21 protein-coding genes are annotated in these 25,539 nt (G+C 55.1%); 14 read left to right on the forward strand and 7 right to left on the reverse strand.

All coding sequences use genetic code 11. The features are described 5' to 3' along the window. Positions 1–6: 6 nt before the first annotated feature. A complete protein-coding gene (locus EYR88_RS11755) occupies positions 7–906 on the reverse strand; it encodes a helix-turn-helix transcriptional regulator (RefSeq protein WP_131089958.1) in 900 nt (299 codons plus the stop codon). 133 nt (positions 907–1,039) lie between these two features. Between EYR88_RS11755 and EYR88_RS11760 the strand changes: the two genes are divergently transcribed. The 3 genes from EYR88_RS11760 (at position 1,040) to EYR88_RS11770 (ending at position 3,981) form a co-directional block, all read left to right on the forward strand. Further along, the gene (locus tag EYR88_RS11760; RefSeq protein ID WP_131089959.1) at positions 1,040–2,290 is read left to right on the forward strand and encodes an MFS transporter; all 1,251 of its coding nucleotides are present in this window, start codon (positions 1,040–1,042) and stop codon (positions 2,288–2,290) included. Positions 2,291–2,534: 244 nt separating this feature from the next. Next, positions 2,535–3,581, forward strand: a complete 1,047-nt coding sequence (locus tag EYR88_RS11765; protein ID WP_131089960.1) for an NAD(P)-dependent alcohol dehydrogenase — start codon at positions 2,535–2,537, stop codon at positions 3,579–3,581. Between the two features lie 97 nt (positions 3,582–3,678). Further along, on the forward strand, positions 3,679–3,981 hold the full coding sequence (locus EYR88_RS11770; protein ID WP_131089961.1) for a DUF1883 domain-containing protein: 303 nt from the start codon (positions 3,679–3,681) through the stop codon (positions 3,979–3,981). Between the two features lie 124 nt (positions 3,982–4,105). Here EYR88_RS11770 and EYR88_RS11775 read toward each other — a convergent pair whose 3' ends face one another. Further along, positions 4,106–5,683, reverse strand: a complete 1,578-nt coding sequence (locus tag EYR88_RS11775; protein ID WP_242632565.1) for a glycoside hydrolase family 68 protein — start codon at positions 5,681–5,683, stop codon at positions 4,106–4,108. A 307-nt stretch (positions 5,684–5,990) separates the two neighbouring features. On the opposite strand from EYR88_RS11775, the gene EYR88_RS11780 reads away from it, so the two are divergent. Next, positions 5,991–7,622 carry a glycoside hydrolase family 32 protein gene (locus EYR88_RS11780; RefSeq protein ID WP_131089962.1) on the forward strand — a complete coding sequence of 544 codons (1,632 nt, stop codon included), beginning with the start codon at positions 5,991–5,993 and terminating at the stop codon, positions 7,620–7,622. A 114-nt stretch (positions 7,623–7,736) separates the two neighbouring features. Here the strand turns inward: EYR88_RS11780 and EYR88_RS11785 are convergent, their stop codons facing one another. Further along, positions 7,737–8,771, reverse strand: a complete 1,035-nt coding sequence (locus EYR88_RS11785) for a LacI family DNA-binding transcriptional regulator (protein ID WP_131089963.1) — start codon at positions 8,769–8,771, stop codon at positions 7,737–7,739. Positions 8,772–8,877: 106 nt separating this feature from the next. Then, complete coding sequence (locus EYR88_RS11790) at positions 8,878–9,720, reverse strand: PhzF family phenazine biosynthesis protein (RefSeq protein WP_131089964.1); 843 nt, start codon at positions 9,718–9,720, stop codon at positions 8,878–8,880. Between the two features lie 473 nt (positions 9,721–10,193). Here EYR88_RS11790 and EYR88_RS11795 point away from each other — a divergent pair, with 473 nt between their 5' ends. The 4 genes from EYR88_RS11795 to EYR88_RS11810 all read left to right on the forward strand — a co-directional run bounded on the left by EYR88_RS11795 (position 10,194) and on the right by EYR88_RS11810 (position 15,834). Beyond that, entirely contained in the window at positions 10,194–11,219 is a 1,026-nt protein-coding gene (locus EYR88_RS11795) for a 3-oxoacyl-ACP synthase III (protein WP_131089965.1), read from the forward strand. Continuing rightward, positions 11,216–13,804: an alpha/beta fold hydrolase gene (locus tag EYR88_RS11800; RefSeq protein WP_131089966.1), complete on the forward strand. Its 2,589-nt coding sequence runs from the start codon at positions 11,216–11,218 to the stop codon at positions 13,802–13,804. Before EYR88_RS11795 ends, EYR88_RS11800 begins: the two co-directional genes overlap by 4 nt. Next, positions 13,801–14,811, forward strand: coding sequence for an NAD-dependent epimerase/dehydratase family protein (locus EYR88_RS11805; protein WP_131089967.1), 1,011 nt, complete (start codon positions 13,801–13,803; stop codon positions 14,809–14,811). Before EYR88_RS11800 ends, EYR88_RS11805 begins: the two co-directional genes overlap by 4 nt. 162 nt (positions 14,812–14,973) lie before the next feature. Continuing rightward, positions 14,974–15,834, forward strand: coding sequence for a prephenate dehydratase (locus tag EYR88_RS11810; protein WP_131090362.1), 861 nt, complete (start codon positions 14,974–14,976; stop codon positions 15,832–15,834). Between the two features lie 35 nt (positions 15,835–15,869). Here EYR88_RS11810 and EYR88_RS11815 read toward each other — a convergent pair whose 3' ends face one another. Next, positions 15,870–16,886: a LacI family DNA-binding transcriptional regulator gene (locus EYR88_RS11815; RefSeq protein ID WP_131089968.1), complete on the reverse strand. Its 1,017-nt coding sequence runs from the start codon at positions 16,884–16,886 to the stop codon at positions 15,870–15,872. A gap of 158 nt (positions 16,887–17,044) precedes the next feature. Between EYR88_RS11815 and EYR88_RS11820 the strand changes: the two genes are divergently transcribed. Beyond that, the gene (locus tag EYR88_RS11820; protein ID WP_207306521.1) at positions 17,045–17,980 is read left to right on the forward strand and encodes a dihydrodipicolinate synthase family protein; all 936 of its coding nucleotides are present in this window, start codon (positions 17,045–17,047) and stop codon (positions 17,978–17,980) included. 114 nt (positions 17,981–18,094) lie between these two features. Next, positions 18,095–19,390, forward strand: a complete 1,296-nt coding sequence (locus tag EYR88_RS11825; protein WP_131089970.1) for an Nramp family divalent metal transporter — start codon at positions 18,095–18,097, stop codon at positions 19,388–19,390. Positions 19,391–19,464: 74 nt separating this feature from the next. On the opposite strand, the gene EYR88_RS11830 is transcribed toward EYR88_RS11825, so the two are convergent. Both EYR88_RS11830 and EYR88_RS11835 read right to left on the reverse strand, forming a co-directional pair. After that, on the reverse strand, positions 19,465–20,139 hold the full coding sequence (locus EYR88_RS11830) for a response regulator (protein WP_131089971.1): 675 nt from the start codon (positions 20,137–20,139) through the stop codon (positions 19,465–19,467). A gap of 10 nt (positions 20,140–20,149) precedes the next feature. Continuing rightward, the gene (locus tag EYR88_RS11835) at positions 20,150–21,757 is read right to left on the reverse strand and encodes an ATP-binding protein (protein ID WP_242632566.1); all 1,608 of its coding nucleotides are present in this window, start codon (positions 21,755–21,757) and stop codon (positions 20,150–20,152) included. Between the two features lie 203 nt (positions 21,758–21,960). On the opposite strand from EYR88_RS11835, the gene EYR88_RS11840 reads away from it, so the two are divergent. Genes EYR88_RS11840 through EYR88_RS11855 form a run of 4 tightly spaced genes read left to right on the forward strand, consistent with a single transcriptional unit; the run spans position 21,961 to position 25,468 of the window. Beyond that, complete coding sequence (locus EYR88_RS11840; RefSeq protein ID WP_131089972.1) at positions 21,961–22,974, forward strand: tripartite tricarboxylate transporter substrate binding protein; 1,014 nt, start codon at positions 21,961–21,963, stop codon at positions 22,972–22,974. Then, the gene (locus tag EYR88_RS11845; protein ID WP_131089973.1) at positions 22,971–23,474 is read left to right on the forward strand and encodes a tripartite tricarboxylate transporter TctB family protein; all 504 of its coding nucleotides are present in this window, start codon (positions 22,971–22,973) and stop codon (positions 23,472–23,474) included. Before EYR88_RS11840 ends, EYR88_RS11845 begins: the two co-directional genes overlap by 4 nt. Continuing rightward, positions 23,475–25,070: a tripartite tricarboxylate transporter permease gene (locus EYR88_RS11850; protein WP_242632567.1), complete on the forward strand. Its 1,596-nt coding sequence runs from the start codon at positions 23,475–23,477 to the stop codon at positions 25,068–25,070. It begins immediately after the preceding gene. Next, on the forward strand, positions 25,067–25,468 hold the full coding sequence (locus EYR88_RS11855; RefSeq protein WP_131089974.1) for a universal stress protein: 402 nt from the start codon (positions 25,067–25,069) through the stop codon (positions 25,466–25,468). Before EYR88_RS11850 ends, EYR88_RS11855 begins: the two co-directional genes overlap by 4 nt. Positions 25,469–25,539: the final 71 nt, after the last annotated feature.

Raw genomic sequence — 25,539 nt, forward strand, 5'->3', positions numbered from 1 at the left:
ATCCGCTTAGCTACTGCGCGCAGACTTCTCTTCTGGCGCGCAAGTCCAACTGGAAAGCATCTTTAGACTCTCTTCGCTCACAGATCCTGGCTCAGCAACATAAATGCTCATTTCGTGGGCAGCACGCGGTAGCTGGGCGATGCCGAAGGAACGGTAGGCCAGATCCAAACGACCAACCGCAGGATGTTGCAGCCGCTTGATGCCCTCATGGGTGAAGCGGATGTTGTGTGTGGCCCACAGTGTTCTAAAGTCGTCGCTGAGTGTGGATAGCTCGCCAATGAGATCTTGCAACGCCTTATCGTTGGGCTCGCGTCCGGCCTCGGCGCGAAGAAGTGCCGCGGTCGCAGCTGCGCCAGCTTCCCAATCAAGGAAGAACTCCTTGGCTGCTGGGTCCAAGAAATGGAACCTTGCAAAGTTAGCGTGTGCGTTGGCTTTGGTGGTGTCACTGTTAAGCATGGGCGCGTGCAAGGCCCGGCCCAAGCTGTTTGACGCCACAACATCTAATCGCCCGTTTCGGACGAAGGTCGCCGAGAGTGTGGCTGAGTCCATAAACCACTGCACCGAGGGCGAGATCGGATCAACCTTTTTACGCCTCGCGGGTTTACTTGCGCTCCCCCGGGCGGTCTGAGCCAGCTCCAGCAAATAAATGCGCTCTTCTTCATTTAGCCGCAGTGCGGTGGCCACGGCGAGCAACACTTCTTCTGAGACGCCTGAAATGTTGCCCTTTTCTAGTCGGGCGTACCATTCGGGACTGACCCCGGCGAGCACTGCAACTTCTTCCCGGCGTAGCCCAGGGACCCGACGCCGAGTCCCCACAGCGAACCCAACTTCTTCGGGACGGATACGGGCGCGACGGCTAGTGAGGAAGTCTTTGATGTTGCTGCGCTGGTTTTTCGGGTCGGTCATGTTTTAAAGGTAAGTCAGGATTGAAGTTTTTCGGGGGTACAACCAGTGCCCCTATAAACGCAACCTTTCTCGCATAGCTCCAGTCACGGTGTAATGGATATGGAAAGATTCCTTCTTATAGAACAGGACGTTGATGAACGTAGACGATCGCCGCGTAGCGGTGCGATCTGATGCTACGACGAGGGGCAAGGCCAACCGGTCAATCCCGCTGGTCGTATATGTCTTGGCGGTAGGTACCTTTACGATGCTCACCACCGAGTTCATCGTGGCCGGCATCTTGACCCAGTTGGCGGCCGAGCTTGACGTCAGCGTGGGACGAGCGGGTCTACTGATCACCGTCTTTGCAGCGGGCATGGTCATTGGTGCACCACTGATGGCACTGCTGACCCTGCGATTGCCACAGCGTTTAACCTTGATTTTGTCCTTGGCAGTCTTTGCTGCTGGACATGTGGTTGTCGCGTTGGGATCAGATTTCACGCTGCTGATGGTGGCTCGTTTTGTTACCGCTCTGGCCACCGGAGCTTTCTGGTCCATCGCTGGAGTCGTTGCAGCTAAAAGTGCTGGCCCGGGCATGGCCTCTAGGGCGCTGGGAATTATCAATGCCGGAGGCATGCTCGCTACCGTGCTCGGTGTTCCCTTGGGCGCCTTTGCTTCCCAGTACTTCGGTTGGCGCGGATCATTCTGGGGCTTGGCTGTCCTGGCGGTCATCTCGGCGGCGCTGATAGCGCGTTTTGTTCCGCACAATATTTCCAAACATTCCCAGGTCTCAATTCCTCGTGAACTGGCGGGTCTGCGTTCACTGCGGTTGTGGCTGACCTTGGCCGCCTGCGCCACAACCACCGGTGGCGTGCTCTCGGCCTATTCCTATATTTCGCCGTTGCTCATCACCGGCACCGGCTTCAGCGAATCGGTCATACCTTTGGTGCTGATCGGTTTTGGTGTGGGATCGCTGATCGGTTCGTTGATTGGTGGCCGCTTAGGGGACGCGCATCCACACGTGATGACAGTCATTGCACCGGCCGTGTCCACACTGATTCTTGTTTCAGTGTGCCTGTTCTCCGGCCTGCAACTGCCCATGATTGTGTTGATCACCCTGCTCGGATTTTTTGGTTTGGGCGCCAACCCGATCCTTGCCTCCTTGGCCATCAAGTATGGGGATCGTTCACCAACGTTGGCCTCTTCGCTCACCGTCGCGGGCTTTAATGTGGGAACTACAATCGCTTCGTGGCTCGGTGGCAAAGCCTTGGAAACTGAGCTTGGAACCACCGGTCCGGTAGTTGTTGGAGCGAGCATCGCCATGCTGACGCTCATCCCCGTTATCAGTCTGGCCGTCATTGCCCGACGCAACGCTAATAATCAAAAGCTCGTTCCCGCTCACAACTAGTGCACCGTTCCTGTGCATTGGCTAAAAATAGAACACTAATCTCGGCGAGATGGGATTATTTACGTATCCGGCATCGTTGATGCTTCTGGGTGCACCTTGTGCGCCTGTGAGCAGAGCACGGGAATCTTTCAAGATTCGATTGCCCTCATGCGTGAAAATCTGGACCCGCCAGTAACTGAATACCACCGTGCGCCGAACCGGTGCACGATGAGAAGTAAACAGATAGACAAAGGAAAAATCTCCTATGACAACTATGGCAAACGCATACGCTGCACCATCGGCCACTGAGGCACTTGTTCCACTTCAGATTGAGCGTCGGGCCGTGGGTCCAAAGGATGTTCTGATCGACATCAAGTTTGCAGGTATCTGCCACTCGGACATCCACACCGTCAAGGGTGATTGGGGACCACAGTCCTACCCACTGGCTCCAGGCCACGAAATCGCTGGCATCGTAGCCGAGGTCGGCTCCGAGGTCACCAAGCACAAGGTCGGCGACCGCGTTGGCGTTGGCTGCATGGTCAACTCCTGTGGCAAGTGCGAATACTGTGTTGCTGGCGAAGAGCAGTTCTGCACCGAGGGCTCGGTTGGCACCTACGGTGCTACCGACCGCGATGGCACCATCACCCAGGGTGGTTACACCACCAACGTGGTTGTCACCGAAGACTTCGTACTGAGCATCCCAGATTCCATCGAGCTTGATGTTGCCGCTCCCCTGCTTTGCGCCGGTATCACTACCTTCTCGCCACTTCACCACTGGGGCGCAGGCCCAGGCAAGAAGGTTGCAGTTGTCGGTTTGGGCGGCTTGGGCCACATGGCAGTAAAGATCGCCAGCGCCATGGGTGCCGACGTGACCGTACTGTCCCAGTCCTTGAAGAAGAAGGAAGATGGACTCAAGTTGGGCGCTAGCGACTACCGCGCCACCAGTGACAAGAGCACCTTCACTGAGCTTGAGAAGACCTTCGATTTGATCATCAACACGGTCAGCGCTTCGATCGACATCAGCTCCTACCTTCAGTTGCTGCGTGTTGACGGAACCATGGTCAACGTTGGTGCACCTGCTGAGCCACTTCCAGTGAACGCTTTCGCTTTGATCGGTGGACGTCGTTCGTTCGCCGGCTCCGCAATTGGCGGCATCAAGGAGACCCAGGAAATGCTGGACTTCTGTGGTGAGCACGGCATTGGTGCAGAGATCGAAGTTATCTCGGCCGATCAGATCAACGAAGCTTACGAGCGCGTCCTCAAGTCGGATGTTCGCTACCGCTTCGTGATTGACACCGCGACCATGGCCTAAAGCCACAAACGCACGCGGCGCCCGAAACATCAACTGATAAGTTGGTGGCTCGGGCGCCGTTTGTTTAACCAGTAATTCTTCTTCGGAAAGTTTCATCGTGACTGAACCAAATTTTGCAGAACACTCGTGGGACTACCTTGAACGCCGCAGTGTTCTGGTTATTACACTGAGCGGGCCAGCAAATGTGCGACTGATGGACCCTGAGAATTTTGCGGCCTATCAAGACGGCGAAAAGTACGACTTTCATGGCGGTCTTGCCCGCCGGGCACCCTTTCGAATTAAGGTTCCACATTCGGGTCCGTGGTATTTGGCCATTGACCTCAACGGTTTACCCGGGCGCGGGGTACGCCATGATGTCACTGTTCAGCCGCCGCAGAAACTCGAAGAGCGCAAAGCCTAAAGCACAGATCTCGGATGCATATTCCGTGAAGATCAGCCTGAAGCCGTTGTGGGATATAGGCATCAGACACGACAACAGCCGGCCCAGCACCCTAGGTGCTGAACCGGCCGTTGTTGTTGATGAATTACTTGCCGAACTTGCCGCTCTTCAGCTCGCGGTTGGCAGGAATATCTGCCCAGCCGCCAAGTCCATTGTCGCCATAGTTGTAGTCAACTGTTGCCGACGCACCCTTGATGTCCAACTTAACAGTTGGGCCCAAGGTGCCACCTCGGACGAAGTTGTCCTTGGTGCCAATGGTGTCGATGAAGGACTGAACCAGTCCGCCAGGCATGACGTAGTGCGAGTATGCCTGGAACTGGCCTGGGTGCTGGTTGTAGTCAGGAGCGAATGGGCTGCCTGCTGCAAAGTTCAGGTTTGAAGGGCTACCCAAAGCCAAGCCTGAACCGCGGTTCAGTGGCTGGTAATCGCTACGAATACCGTTACCTACGAAGCCGTAAACGCCTTCTGGTCCATCGATGCCAGCAGCAAAGGTGGAGCGGTGGCTAATCGTGAACAGGTAGTACTTGCCGTCCTGCATGTAAATCTGTGGACGCTCAGTCTGGTCGGTAACACAGTTAGCCGACAAGATTGGTGGCAGGAATTCCCACTCGGTGAGTTCCTTGTTCTTTGCACGAGCCAAACCAACGTTACCGATCTGGTAGGTTGCACCTGACTTGTTGACCTCTGCAACGGTTTCACCGTTGGTTTCGCCCTTGTTGTAGCCAAGGTCATCAGCATCGCACTTTGCTGCATCACGCTTCTGCGCGGTGTTGCCCTCGAAGACCATGAAGGTCTCGCCTGGGTGTGCTGGATCTTCAAAGGTGAACGGGTCACGGAAGTTGAAGAAGGAGTTCTGCTCAGCGGTCTGGTAGTACTTACCGTCTGCCTGGAGCAGTTCGGTGACCTTGTCGAAACCGGTGAACTTTACACCCTTTTTGTTTGCGTGAACGTGGCCGACGCTCAATGCGATACGTGGATCGTAAGGCTTGATGTCCTTGCCATCCTTATCGCGGTAGAAGGCAACGTCGGTGAAGAACAGCTTGATTTCGCCGTTCTTGTCTACACGAGCCGAGCCAGACCACTGGGTCTGGTGGCTGTAGGACTTATCCTCGAAGATCTTGCCGGTGACGCCTTCGTCAAAGACCTCGCCGCCGTAGGTCCAGCCGCCGTCTTTTGGACGCTCGTCAGCTGGGACGCCAGCTGGACGGTAGAAGTAGCCGATGCGCGCGTACTGGTGACGCTCATCGAAGCCCAAGTCGCGGTCAGCAACTAGCGAGAAGATGATCTCCTGGCCGCCAACGCTGTACTGGTTAGCGTCTGCGTCAGTCAGTGGCCAGGTATCCCAGACCCATACTTCTTCGTTGCTCATGTCAGGGAAATCCTGAGGAACGGTTGGCATGGTGTACTCGGTTGGCATCGAGTTTTCGCGGGAAGCAGCGTCTGGATCAGACATTGCCTTCAGCTGCTTAGCATCTGCACGGGTCCAACGCGACGTGAAATCATCGGTTGGGCTGTAAGCCTTTTGGGTGTGCTCAGTTGGCGCAGGGAAACCTGGTACCGGCTCGGTTGCGGCCACTGCTGGGGCCGAAACCAAAGTTGCACCGAGCGCTCCAATGCTCAGTACAGCAGCAAGAATGCCGCGTTTGGTGCGTTGCTTATTCACGATTGTTTGCCTTCGTTCGATACGGAATCGGACAATCGCTCGGGCTGCGACACACGCTCTCTCCACAGTCGAATCTAAGGATTCACATAGCTCCTGTCAATCGATTCAAAACGTTTTGGAAGCAGGATCACATTTTTTAGGATTCTTAACGAAATCTTCATCACATTCTTTGCAAAACGTTTTGGTTGTTCGTTAGCGTGGGTAACTGTCACTCGTAGCGACGCACGATCTCTCCCCAAATCTTTTGCGACGACACCCATCGTTGCTGCCCTTTACCGGCGTTTGAACTGACCTACTGGAAAGACCGATGACTCAGCCACAGACCAAGAACTCCAAGATTCTTATTGCTGCCGCAGCCGCCTGTGCACTGGTCCTCGTGGCTTTGCTGGCTTGGCAATTCCTACGCCCTGCACCACAATCACCAAAAACTGAGAGCGACAACAACGCTCAAGAAGCCGAACAGTTTCAACGGCCAGAATCTTGGTCGCAGTTCCGCCCAGCCAATCACCTAACGCCGAGCCAAAACTGGATGAACGATCCGCAACGCCCGTTCTTCCTAGACGGACTGTGGCACTTCTACTATCTCTATAACGCTGACTACCCGGACGGCAACGGTACCGAGTGGTATCACGTCACCTCCACTGACCTTGTTCATTGGAAAGATGAAGGCGTTGCCATTGAGAAATACAAAAACGGTCTAGGTGATATCTGGACCGGCAGTGCGGTCGTTGATACAGAAAACACCGCAGGTTTCGGCAAAAACGCAGTCATCTCGTTGGTTACCCAGCAAGTAGACGGTGTTCAACGTCAGTCGTTGTTCTACTCAACCGACGGCGGATACTCTTTCACCTCGTACGAGGGCAACCCAGTCATGGACAATCCCGGCGTCGACGCATGGCGAGATCCGAAAATTGTCTGGGACAAAGAACGCAATCAATGGCTCATGCTGTTGGCCGAAGGAAGCAAAGTCGGCTTCTACACCTCCAAAGATCTCAAGTCCTGGAACTACCAGTCTGGTTTCGAAGCGCCAGACCTTGGCACAGTCGAATGCCCAGATTTCTTCCAAATGTCCGTAGACGGTGACCCCGAACGCACTACGTGGGTCTTAGGCATCAGCGCCAACGGGGAAAGTTTTGGACGTACCACCGGCTACACCTACTGGTCCGGTGACTTTGATGGCAAGACCTTTACCCCTGCCGAACAAGAACCTCAATGGCTTGATGCCGGATCCGACTTTTACGCGGCAGTGTCGTGGGAGGATCCTCAAGCAGAAGGTCCTTTGGCCCACCGTTACGCACTGGGCTGGATGAACAATTGGGCTTACGCCTCAGATCTTCCATTGGGCGATTGGTCCGGCGGATCTATGTCCACGGTTCGTCAGCTTTCGTTGCGTGAGGTTTCAGGAAAACCGACCTTATTCTCGGAGCCTATTGCAGCGGTTGATAAGCTCGCCGGCGATCCAGCCCAAACCACAGCGCAAGATGTGCCCACGGGGCACAGCGCTTCGGTGGGCAAAGCTGAAACGGATTCTTACCGACTCCACGTTGATCTTGCCCAAGATGAGACTTCGCCAAGCGATGAGGCTCAAGTTGAGATCAAGGACGCCAATGGTGCGACCGTGACTGTCGGCTACAACTTCAAAGACCAAACTCTCTTCCTCAACCGCGACAAAGACAAGGTAGCCTCCACCATGCCCGAGGCTTACCGCGAGATTCGTAGCGAGCATCTTCCCAGCGACAACGGAGCGGTCAGCTTAGATGTACTGGTCGATACAACTTCGGTTGAAGTATTTGCCCAAGATGGACAGGCCTCGTTGAGTTCAACCGCGTTCCTGTCCCCTGGAAATCATGAACTCAATTTGAAGTCTTTGGGTGGCACCACCGATTTGCGCGGTGCCAGTTTGGCGCCGATGGCAGTTGTCGAGACCGCAGAACAGTAATCCAAGCAACTGGGTACACTTCAGCCAATAACGGTGTGGCCTCCTAAGCGGAGACCACACCGTTATTTGCACTGAATCTTCAACACCGTCAAAGCCAAAGATGGCGGAAAATAATTACCGCCCCGGCGCAGCTACCGATTCCCTGCTCACTAGCTCACAACGTAACTGCTTTGAGGTTTTGGATTCTGGGTTGTCTTTTGTCTCAGCAAACAGTTGAGAGACTGCCCAATGCCCCATTTGGTAGTGCGGCAAGGCGACAGTACTTAGAGTTGGCACCAGTGCCTTGGTAATAAGCTGAAGGTCGTCAACTCCGATAACCGATAGGTCCTCGGGAATTCTGATACCAAGACCTGCTGCAGCCTGATAAACGCCCATGGCCATCTCGTCGTTAAAGCAGAAGATAGCTGTCGGTCGGTCTTCGCGATCCAGTAAGTCACGTCCAGCTTCACGTCCGCCTTTGGCTCCATTACTGGCGGCACAGATCCACGACTCATTAACAGCAATACCCGCATCTTTCAACGCGTTGCGATACCCCTGCTCGCGCCCAATCGCTGCCGGTACGCTCAGCGAGACGGTGATAAAACCGATCTGTTGATGACCAAAGCTAATCAGATGGTTGGTTGCGTCGATCCCTATTTGACGCTCATCAGGTACAACGGATGAATAATTCGAATCGGCATCAGTCGCGTTGGCAACTACCACCCGCGCCCCAGCAAGTTCTTGCGGAACTTGAATCTGCTGGTGCCACATCTTGGCGTAGACCAGACCATCCACGCGGTGATCCATCAGAGTTCGGATTCCCATGAGTTCACGTTGCGCGTCCCCGGTTGAATCGATGGCCAGCACTACGCTTTGATGTTCGGCGGCAGCGTCTTGTGCACCGCTGATTAGTCGGCCCGCATACGGGGTCACGGCGATGGTGTCGCTGAGCAGACCTATGGTGAAAGTCCGCGAACTTCGCATTCCGCGCGCACGTAAATCAGGTGAGTACCCTAGCCGTTCAGCAATCTCCAATACACGTTCGCGCGTCTCGGGCTTGATTGCCCTTGCACCGCTTAAAGCGTGTGAAACAGTCGTCAGCGACACTCCCGCAGCGGCGGCGACGTCCCTGATGCCTACTCGGGCAGAGGAACCGAGCTTATTATTCATGCCTTTATTCTATTCACAATTTCTTTTCCCTTTAAACCAAACTCAAAGATGTCTGGTTCAAGGAGGAATTAATTGTCAATGATCCAAAAGGCATGCACTACCTAAGCTAGATTTTTGCCACGCCGCTGAGCACTACTTCGGCACGTCCGCCAACCCAAACCTGATCGTCGACACTGGTGATAAAGATTTCACCATTTCTTCCCATCGCGCCTCCCTGCGCTGCAACATAGGGAGCAGTGGCACGACCAGTTTTAATAAGCCACTGGGCGGCTGACGCATTGAGGCTTCCGGTCACTGGATCCTCACGCAGCGGGTCCTCCCCCTCGGTAAAGAAACCGCGCACTTCAAACGCCTTTTCGGATCTTTCAGGATGAGCACCGATAACACCAATGTCCCACCGGCCGGGGAATTTCGAGGCATCGGGACGCAAGGCAAGAACCGACTGCGCGCTATCGAGCAGCACACCGACCCAGCCCGGGCCGTTATCAATCCACTGGGTGTCAACGACCTCTTCTTTCTCTACACCGAGAATCGCGCAAAGTTGTTCCACTAATTCAGGTTCCACTGGGCCGCCACGTTGCAGCGATGGCGCTGCGAATGACAAGATCTCGTCTTCAACTCGAATAGGAATTAATCCAGCTGCACATTCTTGGACGATCATTCCGTCGGTCGCTGGAACGCCTCCGGCCTCCAGCCACGCACGCGCAGTGCCAAGGGTAGGGTGTCCAGCAAACGGCAATTCGGTGTTCATGCTGAATATGCGGACTCGGTAATCGGCCTCAGGGCTCGTTGCAGGAAGTACAAAAGTGCATTCTGAAAGGTTCGTCCATACAGAGAAGCGACGTAGCTGTTCATCATCGAGTCCCTCGGCATTCAAAATGACTGCGACTGGGTTACCTAAACATGGATCAGGGGAGAAAACGTCCACCTGGCTAAAACGGTAAGTCATGACTGAAATCCTACGGGGAGATAACTAGAAAAGGACCCTTGGCTCTGTACTGCTACAAAACAAGACCTCTTACGAAGCTGACCTCACCTCTTTTGGCCTGAGCCCAAAGATTCCCAGCCCTGAAAGAGACGCCAAATGGCTAAAAATCATCGCTGGCTTATCCATTAAGAACAGCCAAATAGCGCCTAAGCGGACGGACTGCGCCAACGAAGGGGCGCTCCCGCAGGCCAAATCTAAATGTGAGCTTTCGATCTTTCCATGATTCTCATAGGACAACTCTGTAGGATCAAGAGAGTCTGCGTTATTCCCGTTTCCAGCCCTCGGCTGAAATTGGCCTTCCAAGTTCTTCGAATGGCTTGGCAGGGAATAATCTAGGAGAACAAACTTATCTTCGGCATCACCTGCCCGTTGGTAATCGCGTTTCATCGCAGCATGCACCACACAGATAGTCCAGCAGAAACGAAGGCAACACTTTGAACGGCAATGCCACCTTTAAACACCACAACGTTGCGCTCTTATCAGTGAACAGCGTCCTCGCACCCGAGGTGGTGACCTCATCCGAATTTGATGAGCGGCTGGCTCCAAGTTTGAAACGTTTGCGGTTATCCAAGAAACTGCTCGAACGCGTTTCTGGCGTTAAAGAACGACGCTGGTGGTCCAAGGGCGTCGAATTTGATGACGCCGCAATTATCGCCGGCAAAAAAGCCTTGGCTGAAGCTGGTATTGAGCCCGATGAAATCGGACTGCTCATCAATACTTCGGTAACCCGTCGCAATCTGGAGCCATCGGTTGCTTCCAAGATTCACAACGGACTGGGCCTGCCATCCTCTGCAATGAACTTCGACGTGGCCAACGCTTGCCTCGGCTTTGTTAACGGCATGAGCCTTGCGGCGAACATGATCGATTCCGGTCAGATCAAGTACGCGCTGATCGTTGCCGGCGAAGATGCCAAGGCAACTCAGGAAACCACCTTCGAGCGTCTGAACGCTGAAGGATCCACCCGCGAAGACTACATGCGTGAATTCGCGACCCTAACCTTAGGTTCAGGAGCCGCTGCAGCGGTCATCGGCCCAGCCGACGCCCACCCAGATGCACACCGCATTCTTGGTGGCGTGTCCCGTGCAGGTACCGAGCACCACGAGCTGTGTGTTGGCGGTCCCAACGGTATGTACACCGACACCAAGGGCTTGCTCGATAACGGCCTAGAGCTCGTTGTTGATGCGTGGGATGAAGCTCACCGCACCGGCTGGGAGTGGAAGTCCATGGACCGCTACGTCACCCACCAGGTTTCAAAGTCTTACACCAACGCGATCATCAAGGCCGTCGGCCTGGTCAAGGATCGTGTGCCGATCACCTTCTCCAAGTGGGGCAACGTTGGACCGGCTTCTTTGCCTATGACTCTGTCCCAGGAAGCTGAAACGCTCAAGCCAGGCGATCGAGTGCTGTGCATGGGTGTTGGTTCAGGACTGAATACCGCGATGATGGAGATTGTCTGGTGACCGAGATTTTCCCCGGCGTCAAGGAAATCTACTCAAAATATCTCGATGTTCCATCCACCTCACCGGTGGACGGCGCTGGCTCCACCTACCGGTGGCATGTCTTGGACAACCAGGAAGAACTAGCTCAACGTGGCATCACGCCAGTAGGCACGCTTTTATGTGTCCATGGCAATCCCACGTGGTCTTACCTATGGCGCAGCCTGCTCAACCATGTTTCTGAGAATCAGTTGGCCTGGCGTGTAGTTGCCGTGGACCAGCTAGACATGGGCTTCTCGCAGCGCACCGGCAAGTTCCGTCGACTGGCAGACCGCGTTAATGACCTGGGCGATCTGGCCGAGGCAATGGATTTAGGTGACAATGTCACCACCGTGGGCCACGACTGGGGCGGCATTATTTCTCTGGGTTGGGCTGTGTCCCATCAGGACCGTCTGGCCAATGTCGTTTTGACGAATACCGCCATTCACCCTGCTGGTTTTGAACTGCCGTCAGCACTGAAGCTGGCGACCCACCCTGCCGTACATGGCTGGGGAACCAAAACCACGCGTGCTTTCCTTCAGGTCACCCACTCCTTGGCACAGCCAGCTTTGGCGCCTGAGGTTCGTAAGACTTTTATGGCCCCTTACACCAGCGCAGATGTGCGCGATGGTGTGGCAAACTTTGTGGCGGACATTCCATTTGATCCCTCGCATCCAAGCCGTCCGGCGCTGGATGAAATTTCTGAGGCTGTGCGCTCACTATCGGTTCCAGCACTGATGCTGTGGGGCCCGAAAGACCCGGTCTTCTCTGACCGCTACCTTCGTGATCTCTTAGGACGACTCCCCCACGCTCAGGTGCACCGCTTTGAAGGTGCAAGCCACCTGGTGGGCGAAGACCGAGATATCGCTTCCCCGATTTTTTCTTGGCTTGCTGGAAACCAGCACGTCGCCGAGTCAGCACGAGCACAAAGCTCCACGCCCTATCAGCCAATGCTTGCAGAGCTGGATTCGCGTTCCGATGACCACAGCACCGCAGTGGTGGACATTCACCCGCCACAATCCTTGTCGTGGTCCCAACTGGGCGAACGTGTTAACGCGCTAGCTGCTGGATTGCAGCAGGTCGGTGTGAAATCAGGAGACCGCGTCAATCTTCTGGTTCCGCCAGGCATTGAGCTGACCTCGTTGATTTATGCCTGCCTGCGTTTGGGCGCGGTCATTGTTGTGGCCGATGCCGGACTTGGAACTAAGGGACTTGGCCGTGCCATCAAGGGCGCTGGCCCAAGCTTCTTGGTAGGAATTGACCGCGCGCTAACCGGTGCCCGAGTGCTTAACTGGCCTGGCACCAAGATCGCCGTCGGCTCCTTGCCTGCTACCAAACGTAAGCTCTTGGGTGTCGCGCACACCCTAGATGAACTACTAGAAACCGGTAGCAAGCTATCGGCCAGTCAAGCGAACTTCACCGCTGCTGATCCTGATGCTGATGCTGCAGTGCTCTTCACCTCCGGATCCACCGGCCCCGCCAAGGGCGTTGTGTACACGCACCGCCAACTTGCAGCCATGCGAGACACCCTGCGTGAAACCTACGATTTGAAGGCTGGTTCAGCACTGGTAGCTGGCTTTGCACCATTCGCGTTGCTCGGTCCTGCCCTCGGCGCCACCTCAGTCACCCCCGATATGGATGTGACTGCGCCTAGAACGCTGACCGCTTCTGCTCTGGCTGATGCCGCCGTCGCAGTGAACGCCACCACGGTATTTGCCTCCCCGGCAGCCCTGGCCAACGTACTAGAGACCAAATCCGAGCTAAACACCGCACAGCGCAAGACACTGGCAGGCGTTGGCCTAATGCTCTCTGCTGGTGCTCCTATTCCTGAGCCGCTGTTGGCAAAGGTTCAAGAGTTGGTGCCCAACGCGAAGGTTCATACCCCGTATGGCATGACCGAAGCGCTACCGGTCACCGATATCGACCTTGCCGGCATTCGTGCCGCTGGGGACGGAAACGGCGTATGTGTTGGCACCGCGGTTGCCGGCGCCACGGTAGCAATCGCGCCTATTGACGCGCTCGGCATTGCGGGCGATGAACCGCAGTACACCCCCAACGTCACCGGCGAAATTCTGGTCCGTGCACCGCACGTCAAAGATCGCTACGACCGTTTGTGGATCACGGAAGCGGCCAGCAGCTCCATCGATGGCTGGCACCGTACCGGAGACGTGGGGCATCTTGATGATGCCGGTTTGCTCTGGGTTGAAGGACGTCTGGGTCATGTGTTGAGCACCGCCAATGGTGCTATCACCCCGGTCGCCGCCGAGCATGCAGTGCAATCGGTCGTCGGCGCCGGACGCGCCGCCCTGGTAGGTGTTGGACCAGCAGGAACCCAAGCCGCAGTGGTAGTCATGGAAACCGTGCCGGCAGCTCGCAAACCTGGGCCAGCCGACAACGCACTGGCCCGCAAGGTTCGCGCCGCGGTTGCGCAGACCGGTATCGAGGTGGCCGCCGTACTAGTGCTGCCAACCTTGCCTACCGACATTCGCCATAATTCCAAAATTGACCGCGCTGCGTTGGCCCAATGGGCCAGCACGACGCTAGCTGGCGGAAGGATCCGCACACCATGAGCGAAACCACTGACCAGTTGAGCCCGCTTCGGGTTCTGGTGACCGGTGCCAGCGGTCTGCTCGGTGGCGCCGTAGCTCAGCTGCTAAGCGAAAAAGGCCACCATGTGCGCACCTTCCAGCGCAGCGCTTCGAGTCATGCCGGGGACGAAGTCCGCGGTTCCTTAACCGACCCCGCCGCGGTAGCCCAAGCGGTTGAATCAATGGACGCAGTGATTCACTTGGCCGCCAAGGTCTCCTTCACCGGACACTGGCAAGAATTTGTTGACACCAACATCACCGGTACCAACAATCTGCTTCAGGCATCACAAAAAGCCGGAATCAAAGACTTCGTTTTTGTCTCTTCACCTTCTGTGGCCCACTTTGGCGATTCATTAGCCGGCGCAACAGCTGGTACTGCCAACCCTGATCTTGCGCACGGCAACTATGCGCGGTCCAAGGCTGCTGCTGAGCTCAACGCGTTAGCGCTGGACTCGGTTGATTTCCGCGTGGCAGCCATCCGTCCACATGTGGTCTGGGGACCCGGTGATACCCAGCTGGTAGAACGCGTCATTGAACGCGCCAAGGGTGGACGCCTGCCGTTGTTAGATCACGGGGCTGCGCTCATCGACACCACCTACATCGATAACGCTGCTGCTGCCATCGTTCGTGGCTTAGAGCGTATGGACCACGCCCATGGCCGAGCGTTGGTGGTAACCAATGGTGAACCGCGACCAGTCGGTGAGCTCATTGCAGGCATCTGCCTGGCCGGTGGCGCTCCAGCGCCCAAGCTCAACGTGCCAGGCTGGTTGGCTCGCGGGGCCGGTACAATCATTGAGAAGCTCTGGCTAGCGGCCGGTTCACGCAATTTGGTTCATGATGAGCCTCCGATGACTCGTTTCCTGGCCAAGCAACTTTCAACAGCTCATTGGTTTGATCAGCGTGAGACTCATGAAGTCCTTGATTGGAAACCAGCCGTCAGCATTGATGAAGGTCTAGCCAAGCTGACCGCACACTACGCGCAGTCCTAAACTACGCATCTGAGAAAACTATTGAAGCCTCGAAACATAAAAATGTTTCGAGGCTTCAGTACATTCTGGGCTTACAACTGCTTGTTGCTACTTCACGGAACTATCACGTCATGATTTGGCATGGACATCAGTGCAACGGGCAAAGAGCGGTACCTTGAAATGATGGGCAACAAGATTTCTTACCAAGGTGAAGCTGGCTCCAATTCCAATATGGCCTGCACTGAACAATTCCCCGATATGCAGGCAGTGCCCTGCGCTAGTTTCGAGGATGCCTTCGCCATGGTGGAAAATGGGGACGCTGATCTTGCGATGATTCCCATCGAGAATTCGCTGGCTGGTCGTGTTGCTGATATCCATGTTCTCTTGCCAGAGTCCGACCTACAAATTGTCGGTGAACACTATCTGCGGATCCGTTTTGACCTACTCGGTCTGCCTGGGGCAACGCTCAAAGACGCCACCGAAGTACATAGTCACATCCACGCGTTGGGACAGTGCCGAAAGATCATTCGCGAGAACCAGCTAACGCCGGTCATTGCCGGAGATACCGCAGGATCTGCACGCGAGGTGAGCGAATGGAACGACCCAACAAAACTGTCCTTGGCTCCCCCAATGGCCGCCGAACTCTATGGGCTTGAGGTGCTGGCATCAGGTGTTGAGGATGACCCCACAAACACCACACGCTTCGTGGTTTTGGCGCGCGAACAGCCTTTACCCGTGCGCTCTGAGCTTCCCGAATCAACGGTGACCACTTTGGTCTTCAAGGTTCGAAACGTTCCTAGCGCGCTGTACAAGGCGTTGGGTGGCTTCGCTACCAACGGCGTGAACATCACGCGTTTGGAAAGCTACATGGTTGGCTCTTCCTTCGCTGCCACAACCTTCATGATTGATGTTGAAGGCCACCCAGAGGATCTGCCAGTGCGCTTGGCTTTGGAAGAACTAGAGTTCTTCACCTGGGAAATCAAGATCCTTGGAACCTACGCCGCCAGCGAGCATCGCAACAACGTTTCTGTTGCCTTCGTTTAGAGCATCCAAGGCGGCCTGCGTGTTTCTTCAGGCCTCTACTTTGCCTTCCCGCTTGAAGCACGAGGGATCAAAGTTGGCATGAATTTTCGGATTTCTGGGCCTTTGACTGGACTAACAATCAGGTCAATCGCTTTGCTAGCGATTTGCTCCAATGGAATCCGCACAGAAGTCAGCGGCGTGGGCAGAAGCTCCGACTGAGGAATATCGTTGTAACCAACCAGAGAAATATCTTCGCCCACGACGAGATTTTGCTCCTTAGCCACAGCCATCACGCCCATGGCCAAATTGTCGTTGGCTGCAAAAATTGCGGTGGGCCTGTTATTTGGCTTTTTGTTGAGCAGCTTTTCCCCTGCGCTGTATCCACTCTTGATGCCGTAGCCGGCCGAAACCATCCATGGTTCAGGTGTAGAAATTCCTGCTTCAGCCAATGCTCTATGCGCCCCAGCAAGTCGAGCCGTACCCGTTGAAGTAAACGCGGGGCCTGTAATGACGGTAATTTTTTCGTGCCCTAGATCCAGTAGATGTCGTGTGGCAAGATACCCACCCACTTCATCATCACCCAGTGCCGAAGGGCTCAAACCGTCGGTACGCAGAACCAGCGCATGAGCGATTCCGGTATCCCTGAGATATTTTGGTAATTCATCTTCGACTCGCGCTGTGGCAAGAATCAGGCCGTCAACGCTTCGGTCCAACAGCGTCTGAGCTGATTTTCTTTCATCTTCCGGATCATCACCGCAGGTAGCGACAATCGCAAAGTAACCGCGAGCCGCAGCAGCACGCTCAATCTCCTCAAACATCAAAGCCATGACGGTGTCACTGAGCCGAGGGACCAAGACTCCCAACGTCTGGGTATGTCCGCGGCGAAGATTCGAAGCAAAGGAATTACGGCGATAGCCCAGTTCCTCGGCCACTTTGCGCACCCGATCTGCTGTGGCAGAACGCGGAGCATTCCCGCGGTCGTCGAGGGCGCGGCTGGCTGTTGAAAGACTCACTCCGCTAGCGACTGCTACATCTTTCAGCGTTACCGCTGCACTCGGGATCACCGGTTCCATTTAAATTCTCCTGTTCACTTCATTCCTAGTAGACACTCTATTTCGGATCTGACAAAAAATACCTCTTGACAGTGACACGTGCCACAAGTCAGAATGAAAACGTTCCCGCAATCGTTTTCATCTTAGCGGGTTTTCCGAACTACATGGAGGTAGCTCTAATGACCATCGATCTCCGCGGGCTGGTTCCCGCACCAGTGACCCCTTTCAACTGCGACGGCAGCGTAGACGTCGACGCCATTCACCGACTCGGCTCCTGGCTAGGCAGTGTCGAGGGCGTCAAGGGCCTTGTGGTTCTTGGCCACGCAGGCGAAGGCACGTTCCTCACGCAAGATGAGCAGGCTTTGGTCATCCGCGAATTCAAGAACTCCGTCAATGGCGAAATCCCCATCATTGCCGGAATCACCGGTGAAGGAAATACCGTCGCAGCTCTTGAAGCTCAGCGGGCCGTTGAAGCCGGCGCTTCAGCCGGATTGGTCTACCCATCTCATGGATGGTTGCGCTTCGGCTACCAGCAGGGAGCGCCACAGACTCGGTACAAAGAAATCTACGAGACCAGCGGCTTGCCATTGATCCTGTTCCAATACCCAGATGCCACCAAGGCCACCTATGACCTGGATACTCAGCTGGAAATTGCAGGCCAAGAAGGCGTCTTCGCCACGAAGAACGGTGTGCGCAATATGAAGCGCTGGGATACCGAGATTCCTGTTCTTCGCAAGACTTACCCGGATCTTCAGATCCTCACCTGCCATGACGAATACCTGCTGCACACGATGTTTGATGTTGATGGCGCATTGGTTGGTTACGGTGGACTTGCTCCTGAACCATTGGTGGAGCTGATCGCCGCAGGCAAGGCCAAGGATTATGCAGCTGCTCGGGCAATCCACGATCGGATCCTGCCAGTGACGAAGAATGTCTACCACCGCGGATCCCACATGGAAGGCACCGTGGCGCTGAAGGAGGGGCTGGTTGCCCGTGGAATTCTGGACCACGCTACCGTCCGTCCACCACTACTTCCATTGGCTGCTGGCGCGGACAAGGAAATTGCAGCGGCGCTACAGTCAGCGAACCTTGGCAAAGTGACCGTTTCCGTCTAATCGTTGAGTTGCTGTGGGGTGGCACGAAGAAGTGCCACCCCAATGCAGTACCTACCGTTTTCTTTTCCCTGAATCTTTAGCAACAATGAGTTCGTACCAAAAGGAGGACTCGTAATGAGCGAGCCGAACAATGTCGTCGTAGCCTCGTCCAATTACGGCAGTCAGCAGCGCCCGGTAAGAAACAACAATGGTGCTGGAACCCGAAAGCGTCGTACTTTTCTGGGCTATCTTGCACTCATGGGTCCAGCTTTTGTAGTGGGCGCATGGCAATTTGGACCTGGAAACCTGACCACTGCGGTTCAAGCAGGTAGCCGCTATGGATACAGCTTGTTATGGGTCATCGCCATCTCAACGATTCTCATGATTTTCTTCACCGACATGAGTGTGCGCTTTGGCCTGTCTTCGCCAAGTTCGCTCATTACCGCAATCAAAGATCATCTAGGTAAAGCCACGGGCATCGCCGCAGGCTTTGGTGTTTTTGGTATTACCTTGATGTTCTCCGTAGGCAACGCAGTTGGCTCCGGTCTTGGGCTATCGATGGTGTTTGGCGGATCACCGATCTTATGGACGGTCATCTGTACCGCCGGAGTGGGTCTGATTCTCGCCTTCCGCAATGTCTACGGCATAGTTGAAAAAGCCTTGTTGGTGATCGTTGCCCTGATGGCCGTCGCCTTTATTGCCAGCGCAGTGATTGCCAAACCAGATTGGTACCAGTCTGCTGCCGGATTAGTGCCGCAGCTGCCTGCCGGAAGCGAAATTCTTGTTGTGGCTCTGGTGGGTACCAACTTCTCCATCAACGCAGCGTTCTACAACTCGTATGGCATCAAAGAAAATGCGAGATCGCGTGCAGATTACCGAGATATCACGCTTGTCGACACCATTCCTGGCATTGTGGCTCCGGGGATCATGACCGCCTTGGTGATCATGGTTTCTGCAGCCGTCCTCGGATCAACGGGTTCGCAAGCAGGAACCATCAATGGACTAGCCGCCATCTTTGAGCCACTGGCTGGACCGGTGGGAACCGTGATCTTTGCCCTCGGCCTATCTGGCGCAGCGTTCTCATCAATGATTGCCAATGCCACTGCTGGCGGAACGATGATGTCAGATGCACTGGGAAAGGGGTCTAAGAGTGGATCGCCCACCGCGCGAATCGTTACCGGACTCATCTTGGCTTTTGGGCTGTTAGTAACCCTTGCTTTCCAATCCTCGCCCGTAGGACTAATCGTCATCGCGCAATCGTTGACCGTCCTTATCGCACCACTGTTGGGAGTGCTTCTGGTTCTCATGGCCAACAACGTCCACGTTATGGGAGAACTTCGTAACCGGTGGTGGCACAACCTGTTCGGCCTTCTCGGCTTGGTTGCCATCATTGCATCCTCGGTACGGCTGATCTCCGTATTGCTCAGCTAACCCACCGATGACTAAAGGCCGTTTCTTGCATCCTCAACGGATGAAAGAAGCGGCCTTGCTCGTCAGATAGCGTGCTACTTGTTCCAGGAATACCGGCGTTCTGGACGCCCGACTCCCCCATATCGTAAGTTCACTTGGACCATGCTTTCCTCAGTTAAGTACTCCAAATACCGGCGAGCGCTCACTCGTGAGGTGCCAAGTTTTTCTGCTGTCTCTGTGGCCGAGATGGGTTCGGTTGCGTCCTTGACGATGTTTTCCACCAGCACCATGGTTTCCGCGCTGCAGCCTTTGGGCAGTGGGCGACGAGTCTGTCCGCCAAGGCCGAAGAGACGATTCACGTCGGCTTGTTCCATTTCTTGGTCGGTGGCCTCATCTAATGGCTGGTAGGTCTTGGCGTAGTGCCCCAGTCTTTCGCGTAGGTCATCCCACGAGAAGGGCTTCATCAGGTAATGCACGATACCGCCTCGTAGTGCGCGGCGAACCGTATCCATTTCCCGGGCGGCGCTAATCACCAAAATATCTAGGTTCGGTTGAACTTTGCGTAACCGTTGTAATAGGTCCAGACCATTCATATCTGGCAGGTGGATGTCCAGTAAGGCCAAGTCAGGGTTCAGCTCTTGGGTGGCCGTGATGGCGTCCTTGGCGGTATGCGCTATCCCTGCAACGGTGAACCCTGGCTCCTTGCTGACAAATCCGGCGTGCACTCTTGCCACCATAAAGTCATCGTCGATCACCAGAACTTTGATCACTGGATAGGTCCTACTTTCTGAGTGTTGCGGTAAATCGTGCGCCATTGTCATTGATCGCTTCAATATCTCCTCCACGGCGCCGACAAACCAGTCGGCTCAGTGCCAGGCCAAAGCCCCTGCCGCCTGAGACGGTGGTGTCCTTTGTGGAGAATCCTTGAGTGAAAATTTCATTCATCGCTTCATCAGCAATCCCAGATCCATTGTCACCGACAATGACGGTTATCAGTCCATCGAGGTCATTGATGGAGAGATTGATCGTTGGCTGATCAATCTCGGCGACAGCATCAATGGCGTTATCAATGAGATTGCCTAGCACCGTGGTTAGGTCCCTTGCACTCTGGTCGTCCCCTCGTCCCAGACTTGAGTCTTGCGAAACTTCAAGTCGGATTCCTCGTTCTGCAGCCACGCTGGCTTTGGCTATGAGCAAGGCAGAGATCGTGGGCTCGGCCATTTGCGCCGCGAGGTTTTCAAAGACTTTGCTGCGGCTGAAGCTGACGCCATCGATGAAGCGAACCACCTCGTTGTATTCCTCTAGCTGGATGAGCCCGGAGATGGCATGTAGATGATTGGCAAATTCGTGCGTCTGGGCTCGCAGCATGTCTGCGGTGGCCTTGCTGTCGCCAAGCTCTTGCTCAAGTAAAGTCAGCTCGGTCCGGTCACGGAAGGTCGTCACAGATCCAAGATCTTTGCGGGCAGTCTTCACGGGCATTCGGTTGAAGACAACAACGCGTTCTCCAATGAGGAACTGCCGGTCGGGGTGTTGTTGCTTTGTCATCAAGGCCCTACTGACCTGTGGTGCTATTTCCAGTTCTGTGAGCTTTTTACCCACGCAATGTAACGGCAGTTGCAATAGTTCGATGGCGGTATCGTTGGCCAGCATGATTCGGCTATCCGGTGAGACCGAAATGATTCCTTCCTTCACCCCATGCAACAGCGCTTCACGGTGTTCAAAGAGTTCGGCGATCTCCTGCGGTTCCATGCCGCGGGTTTGATGCTTGACCCTGCGCGAAAGTAAAACTGAACCGACAGTTCCGAGGATCACTGAGATGAACAGTGTAATCAGCGCGCTGGGTGCAATCTCTTGGATGAGTTCTTGAGTGCTGGGGTAGCTTTGCCCGGCACTGACGATGCCTACAAGCTTTCCGTCATCGTCGAGTACCGGCACCTGCGCAATGAGCACGTGACTGCCGTTGCGGTCTATTTCGCCGGCCCACCCCCTACCTTGGGCCACAGAGGATTCTGGCTGCAGGATTGAGGTTCCAACTTCATCAGGGAAGGTGGAGGTGACCACGGTGCCATGCTCATCTGCGAGGGTGACAAATTGCAGCCCCGAGGTACTTCGCGTGGTTTCAGCCATCGCGGGAAGCGCTGATCCCATTTCCGGTGCTGCTTTAGGCATGAGTGCGCGCATCAGCGGGTTAGCAGCTAAAGACTCTGCCGCTGAAAGGCTGCGCCGGCCTTCCACCTTTTCAAAGTTGTTGGTGGACTGAGTTAGCGAGACAGCAACTACTCCCGCCAGCACTACCGCGATAATCAGTAACTGCAAGATGAGGTACTGTCCGGCCAAGGAAATCCTGCGAGCAAAGATGTCGGTGAATTTTGAAGCTTTTAAACTCACAGACACATCCTTATCCAAGATTCATTTCTTCCCCGCCTTTGGGGCACCCAGCAACTTTACCGAACTTTTTGATGACTCAAATCACAATTCGCGGTTACACAATGAACAGTATTTTCTTTGCGTACGTAAGAGTGACCTAGTTCACATCCATGCTTACTGTGGAACTACTCGCAACTACGATTCAAGCAATGAGGCTGCAATCAATGAAAAGTTTCAAATCCTTCCGTGCCCTGACGGTCTTCGCCGCCACTGCAGCCCTGGCCTTGGGGGCCACCGGCTGTGGCGTTACCTCTGAGAAGTCGGGATCCGACGCCGGAACGTCAGACGCACCAATCGCCAACCTGCGCATCATGGTCCCTAATACTCCAGGTGGCGGATACGACACCACCGCACGCGTGGGCGCCAAGGTCATGGACGAAGCCAAGCTGGCCACCAATCCAGAAGTGTTTAACCTAGCCGGCGCTGGTGGCACCGTAGGTCTGGCCCGCATGATCAACGAAAAGGGCAATGGCGATCTGGCCATGCTCATGGGTCTGGGCGTAGTTGGTGCCAGCTACACCAATGACACCGATGGAAAGCTGACCGATACCACCCCAATCGCCAAGCTGATCGAAGAGCCAGGAGCCATCATGGTCTCCAAGGATTCGCCATACAAGACCATCGACGATTTGGTCGCAGCGTGGAAGAAGGATCCAGGAAAGATCTCCGTCGGTGGCGGCTCCTCCCCTGGCGGTCCTGACCACCTGCTTCCAATGCAGTTGGCAGAAGCTGTTGGTATTGACCCTAAGGACGTGAACTTCGTTTCCTTCGACGGCGGTGGCGATCTACTGCCAGCCATCTTGGGCAACAAGGTCGGCTTTGCAGCCTCGGGTGCTGGCGAGTACATGCAGCAGATCGAAAAGGGCTCGGTTCGAGTTCTGGCAACCAGTGGCGAAAAGAGCCTTGAAGGTGTTGACGCTCCAACGTTGAAGGAATCTGATATCGACTTGGTGTTCTCAAACTGGCGTGGGCTGGTTGCCCCTCCAGGTATCTCTGATGAGGACAAGACCAAGTGGGTTGAGCTGATGACCGAAATGCACGACTCCGAGCAGTGGAAAGAAGCACTGAAAACTAACGGTTGGACCGACGCGTTCATGACCGGTGATGATTTCTCTGCTTTCCTCACCGAACAGGATGAGCGTGTAGCAAGCGTCCTGAAGACCCTGGGTCTGGCGTGAGCGCAGTAAATACCGCAAAGAAGAAACGCGTCGAACTGTTGTTCGCCGCGTTTCTTCTTCTCGTCGGAATCATTGTGTTTGTTGACGCGTCGCAATTACATGCGACGTACTCCCAGGCTGACGCTATCGGGCCTAAGGCAGTGCCCTACCTGGTGTCAGGAATCCTAGTGCTCTCCTCTATTGCCCTGAGCATCGCCGTGGCCCGAGGCAACCTCGCTGAAGGAGATGAGGGTGAAGACGTTGATCTGAGCCAGCCTTCGGACTGGAAGGTACTTGTGCCGCTACTTGGCTTCTTCGTCTTGAACCTGTTGCTGATCAACTGGGCCGGTTGGGTTATTTCCGGAACGATCCTGTTCTTCGGCGTTGCAACTAGCTTGGGCGCTCGCCGTTGGGCCCTCACCGCGGTGATCTCGCTGGTACTGGCGTTTGGATCTTTCTACGGCTTCTACTTGGGGTTGGGCATCAAACTGCCCGCCGGAATTCTCTCGGGGGTGCTGTAAATGGATACATTCAATTTATTGATGGGCGGATTTGAATCCGCTCTGACCCCGATCAACCTGCTGTTCGCTTTCGCTGGCGTGGTCTTGGGTACTGCAGTTGGCGTTCTTCCTGGCATTGGTCCAGCGATGGCCGTGGCACTGCTTTTGCCACTAACCTTCGGCATGGAAACATCTAGTGCCTTGATCATGTTTGCGGGTATCTACTACGGCGGTATGTACGGTGGTTCCACCACCTCCATCCTGCTTAATACTCCAGGCGAGTCGGCCACCGTCATCACAGCCATTGAAGGCCACAAGATGGCCAAGGCTGGACGGGCATCTCAGGCACTAGCCACCGCTGCGATCGGCTCATTTGTTGCCGGAACCATCGGTACAGCGCTGCTGGTGACTGTCACACCAATCGTGGTGAAGTTTGCGGTGAGCCTTGGCGCACCAAGTTACTTTGCCATCATGGTGCTTTCACTGATCACGGTTACTGCCGTCTTGGGCTCGTCAAAGATCCGCGGTTTTGCTGCCCTCGGTTTGGGGCTGGCTATTGGTCTTGTGGGCATGGATCCAGTGTCCGGCCAAAAGAGACTGACCTTCGGCTTTGCTCCGTTGATTGACGGTATCGATATCGTGGTTGTCGCCGTGGCAATTTTCGCCATTGGCGAGGCGCTGTGGATCGCCGCTCACCTGCGCCGTACTCCGGCGCACACCATTCCTGTCGGCACTCCTTGGATGGGTAAGGAAGATTGGAAGCGTTCCTGGAAGCCATGGCTTCGCGGCACTGCCTTCGGATTCCCTTTTGGTGCATTGCCTGCCGGCGGCGCCGAGGTTCCAACCTTCTTGTCTTACGTAACAGAGAAGAAGCTCTCCAAGCACCCTGAGGAATTTGGCCACGGTGCCATCGAAGGTGTTGCTGGTCCAGAAGCTGCTAACAACGCTTCAGCTGCCGGAACACTGACGCCAATGCTGGCCTTGGGCCTGCCAACCAACGCGACCGCTGCGGTGATGTTGGCGTTCTTGACCATGAAGGGCATCCAGCCTGGCCCGTTCCTCTTCGAGAATGAACCCGATTTGGTATGGGCACTGATTGCCAGCCTGTTTATCGGCAACACGTTGTTGCTGCTGATCAACTTGCCGTTGGCGCCACTGTGGGCCAAGCTTTTGAAGATTCCTCGCCCCTACCTGTACGCGGGCATCTTGTTCTTCGCTACCCTGGGCGCGTTCTCGGTGAACATGCAGGTAGCAGACTTGTGGATTTTGCTGCTCATTGGTCTGTTGGGCTTTGCACTGCGTCGCTTCGGATTGCCAGTGCTGCCACTGATCCTTGGTGTCATCATCGGCCCGATGGCCGAGGAACAACTGCGCAAAACCTTCCAGCTCTCCTCGGGCAGTGTGTCAGGAATCTGGAGTGAACCATTAGCGGTCGGGATCTACGTGTTGATCGCGGTACTGCTAGTACTGCCAGCCGTGATTACTTACATCCGCCGTTCCCGTGGTCGCCATGATGTTGTTGCTGAAGCTGTCCTTGGCGAAGTGGCCGACCATCCAAAGCACAAGGCCGGAGTTTCGGGCACGACCGCAGACGACGACGAAAGGGAGAACTCATGAGCATCGTTGTAGGCTACATCCCCTCCCCTGAGGGTGAAGCTGCTTTGGAGCGGGCCATCAAAGAATCAACAGCAAGACAAGCAAGGTTGATTGTGGTGAACTCCTCCAAAGGAGACCAACTAGTTGATGATCGGCTCATCGATGCTAAACAGCATCACGATCTGGAAGCACGATTGACTGAATCCGGAGTAGATTTCTGGATTCAGCGTCAAACCCAGGGCATCGATGCCGCAGACCAGATTTTGCAAGTGGCAGAAGCTCAACGAGCCGAGCTCATTGTGATTGGACTGCGCAAGCGCACCCCAATGGGAAAGTTCATCATGGGTAGTGTCGCTCAAAGAGTGCTGCTTCAAGCTGGTTGTCCGGTGCTTTCGCTCAAAGCAACTAACGACTGGTAAGCAAAACGTGGAACCCTCAATTTAAGCGAAATGATCCGCACCAATTGGTGCGGATCATTTCTCTTTGCTGA

It is taken from the genome of Arthrobacter sp. S41, assembly GCF_004320535.1.
GTDB lineage: Bacteria > Actinomycetota > Actinomycetes > Actinomycetales > Micrococcaceae > Glutamicibacter.

Excerpts from the sequence above, each read along its gene's own strand:
- EYR88_RS11785 (WP_131089963.1), bottom strand. The coding sequence starts at position 8,771 with ATGAATAATAAGCTCGGTTCCTCTGCCCGAGTAGGCATCAGGGACGTC.
- EYR88_RS11760 (WP_131089959.1), top strand. The coding sequence starts at position 1,040 with ATGAACGTAGACGATCGCCGCGTAGCGGTGCGATCTGATGCTACGACG.
- EYR88_RS11765 (WP_131089960.1), top strand. The coding sequence starts at position 2,535 with ATGACAACTATGGCAAACGCATACGCTGCACCATCGGCCACTGAGGCA.
- EYR88_RS11850 (WP_242632567.1), top strand. The coding sequence starts at position 23,475 with ATGGATACATTCAATTTATTGATGGGCGGATTTGAATCCGCTCTGACC.
- EYR88_RS11825 (WP_131089970.1), top strand. The coding sequence starts at position 18,095 with ATGAGCGAGCCGAACAATGTCGTCGTAGCCTCGTCCAATTACGGCAGT.
- EYR88_RS11840 (WP_131089972.1), top strand. The coding sequence starts at position 21,961 with ATGAAAAGTTTCAAATCCTTCCGTGCCCTGACGGTCTTCGCCGCCACT.
- EYR88_RS11810 (WP_131090362.1), top strand. The coding sequence starts at position 14,974 with ATGGGCAACAAGATTTCTTACCAAGGTGAAGCTGGCTCCAATTCCAAT.
- EYR88_RS11815 (WP_131089968.1), bottom strand. The coding sequence starts at position 16,886 with ATGGAACCGGTGATCCCGAGTGCAGCGGTAACGCTGAAAGATGTAGCA.
- EYR88_RS11805 (WP_131089967.1), top strand. The coding sequence starts at position 13,801 with ATGAGCGAAACCACTGACCAGTTGAGCCCGCTTCGGGTTCTGGTGACC.
- EYR88_RS11820 (WP_207306521.1), top strand. The coding sequence starts at position 17,045 with ATGACCATCGATCTCCGCGGGCTGGTTCCCGCACCAGTGACCCCTTTC.
- EYR88_RS11755 (WP_131089958.1), bottom strand. The coding sequence starts at position 906 with ATGACCGACCCGAAAAACCAGCGCAGCAACATCAAAGACTTCCTCACT.
- EYR88_RS11855 (WP_131089974.1), top strand. The coding sequence starts at position 25,067 with ATGAGCATCGTTGTAGGCTACATCCCCTCCCCTGAGGGTGAAGCTGCT.
- EYR88_RS11790 (WP_131089964.1), bottom strand. The coding sequence starts at position 9,720 with ATGACTTACCGTTTTAGCCAGGTGGACGTTTTCTCCCCTGATCCATGT.
- EYR88_RS11780 (WP_131089962.1), top strand. The coding sequence starts at position 5,991 with ATGACTCAGCCACAGACCAAGAACTCCAAGATTCTTATTGCTGCCGCA.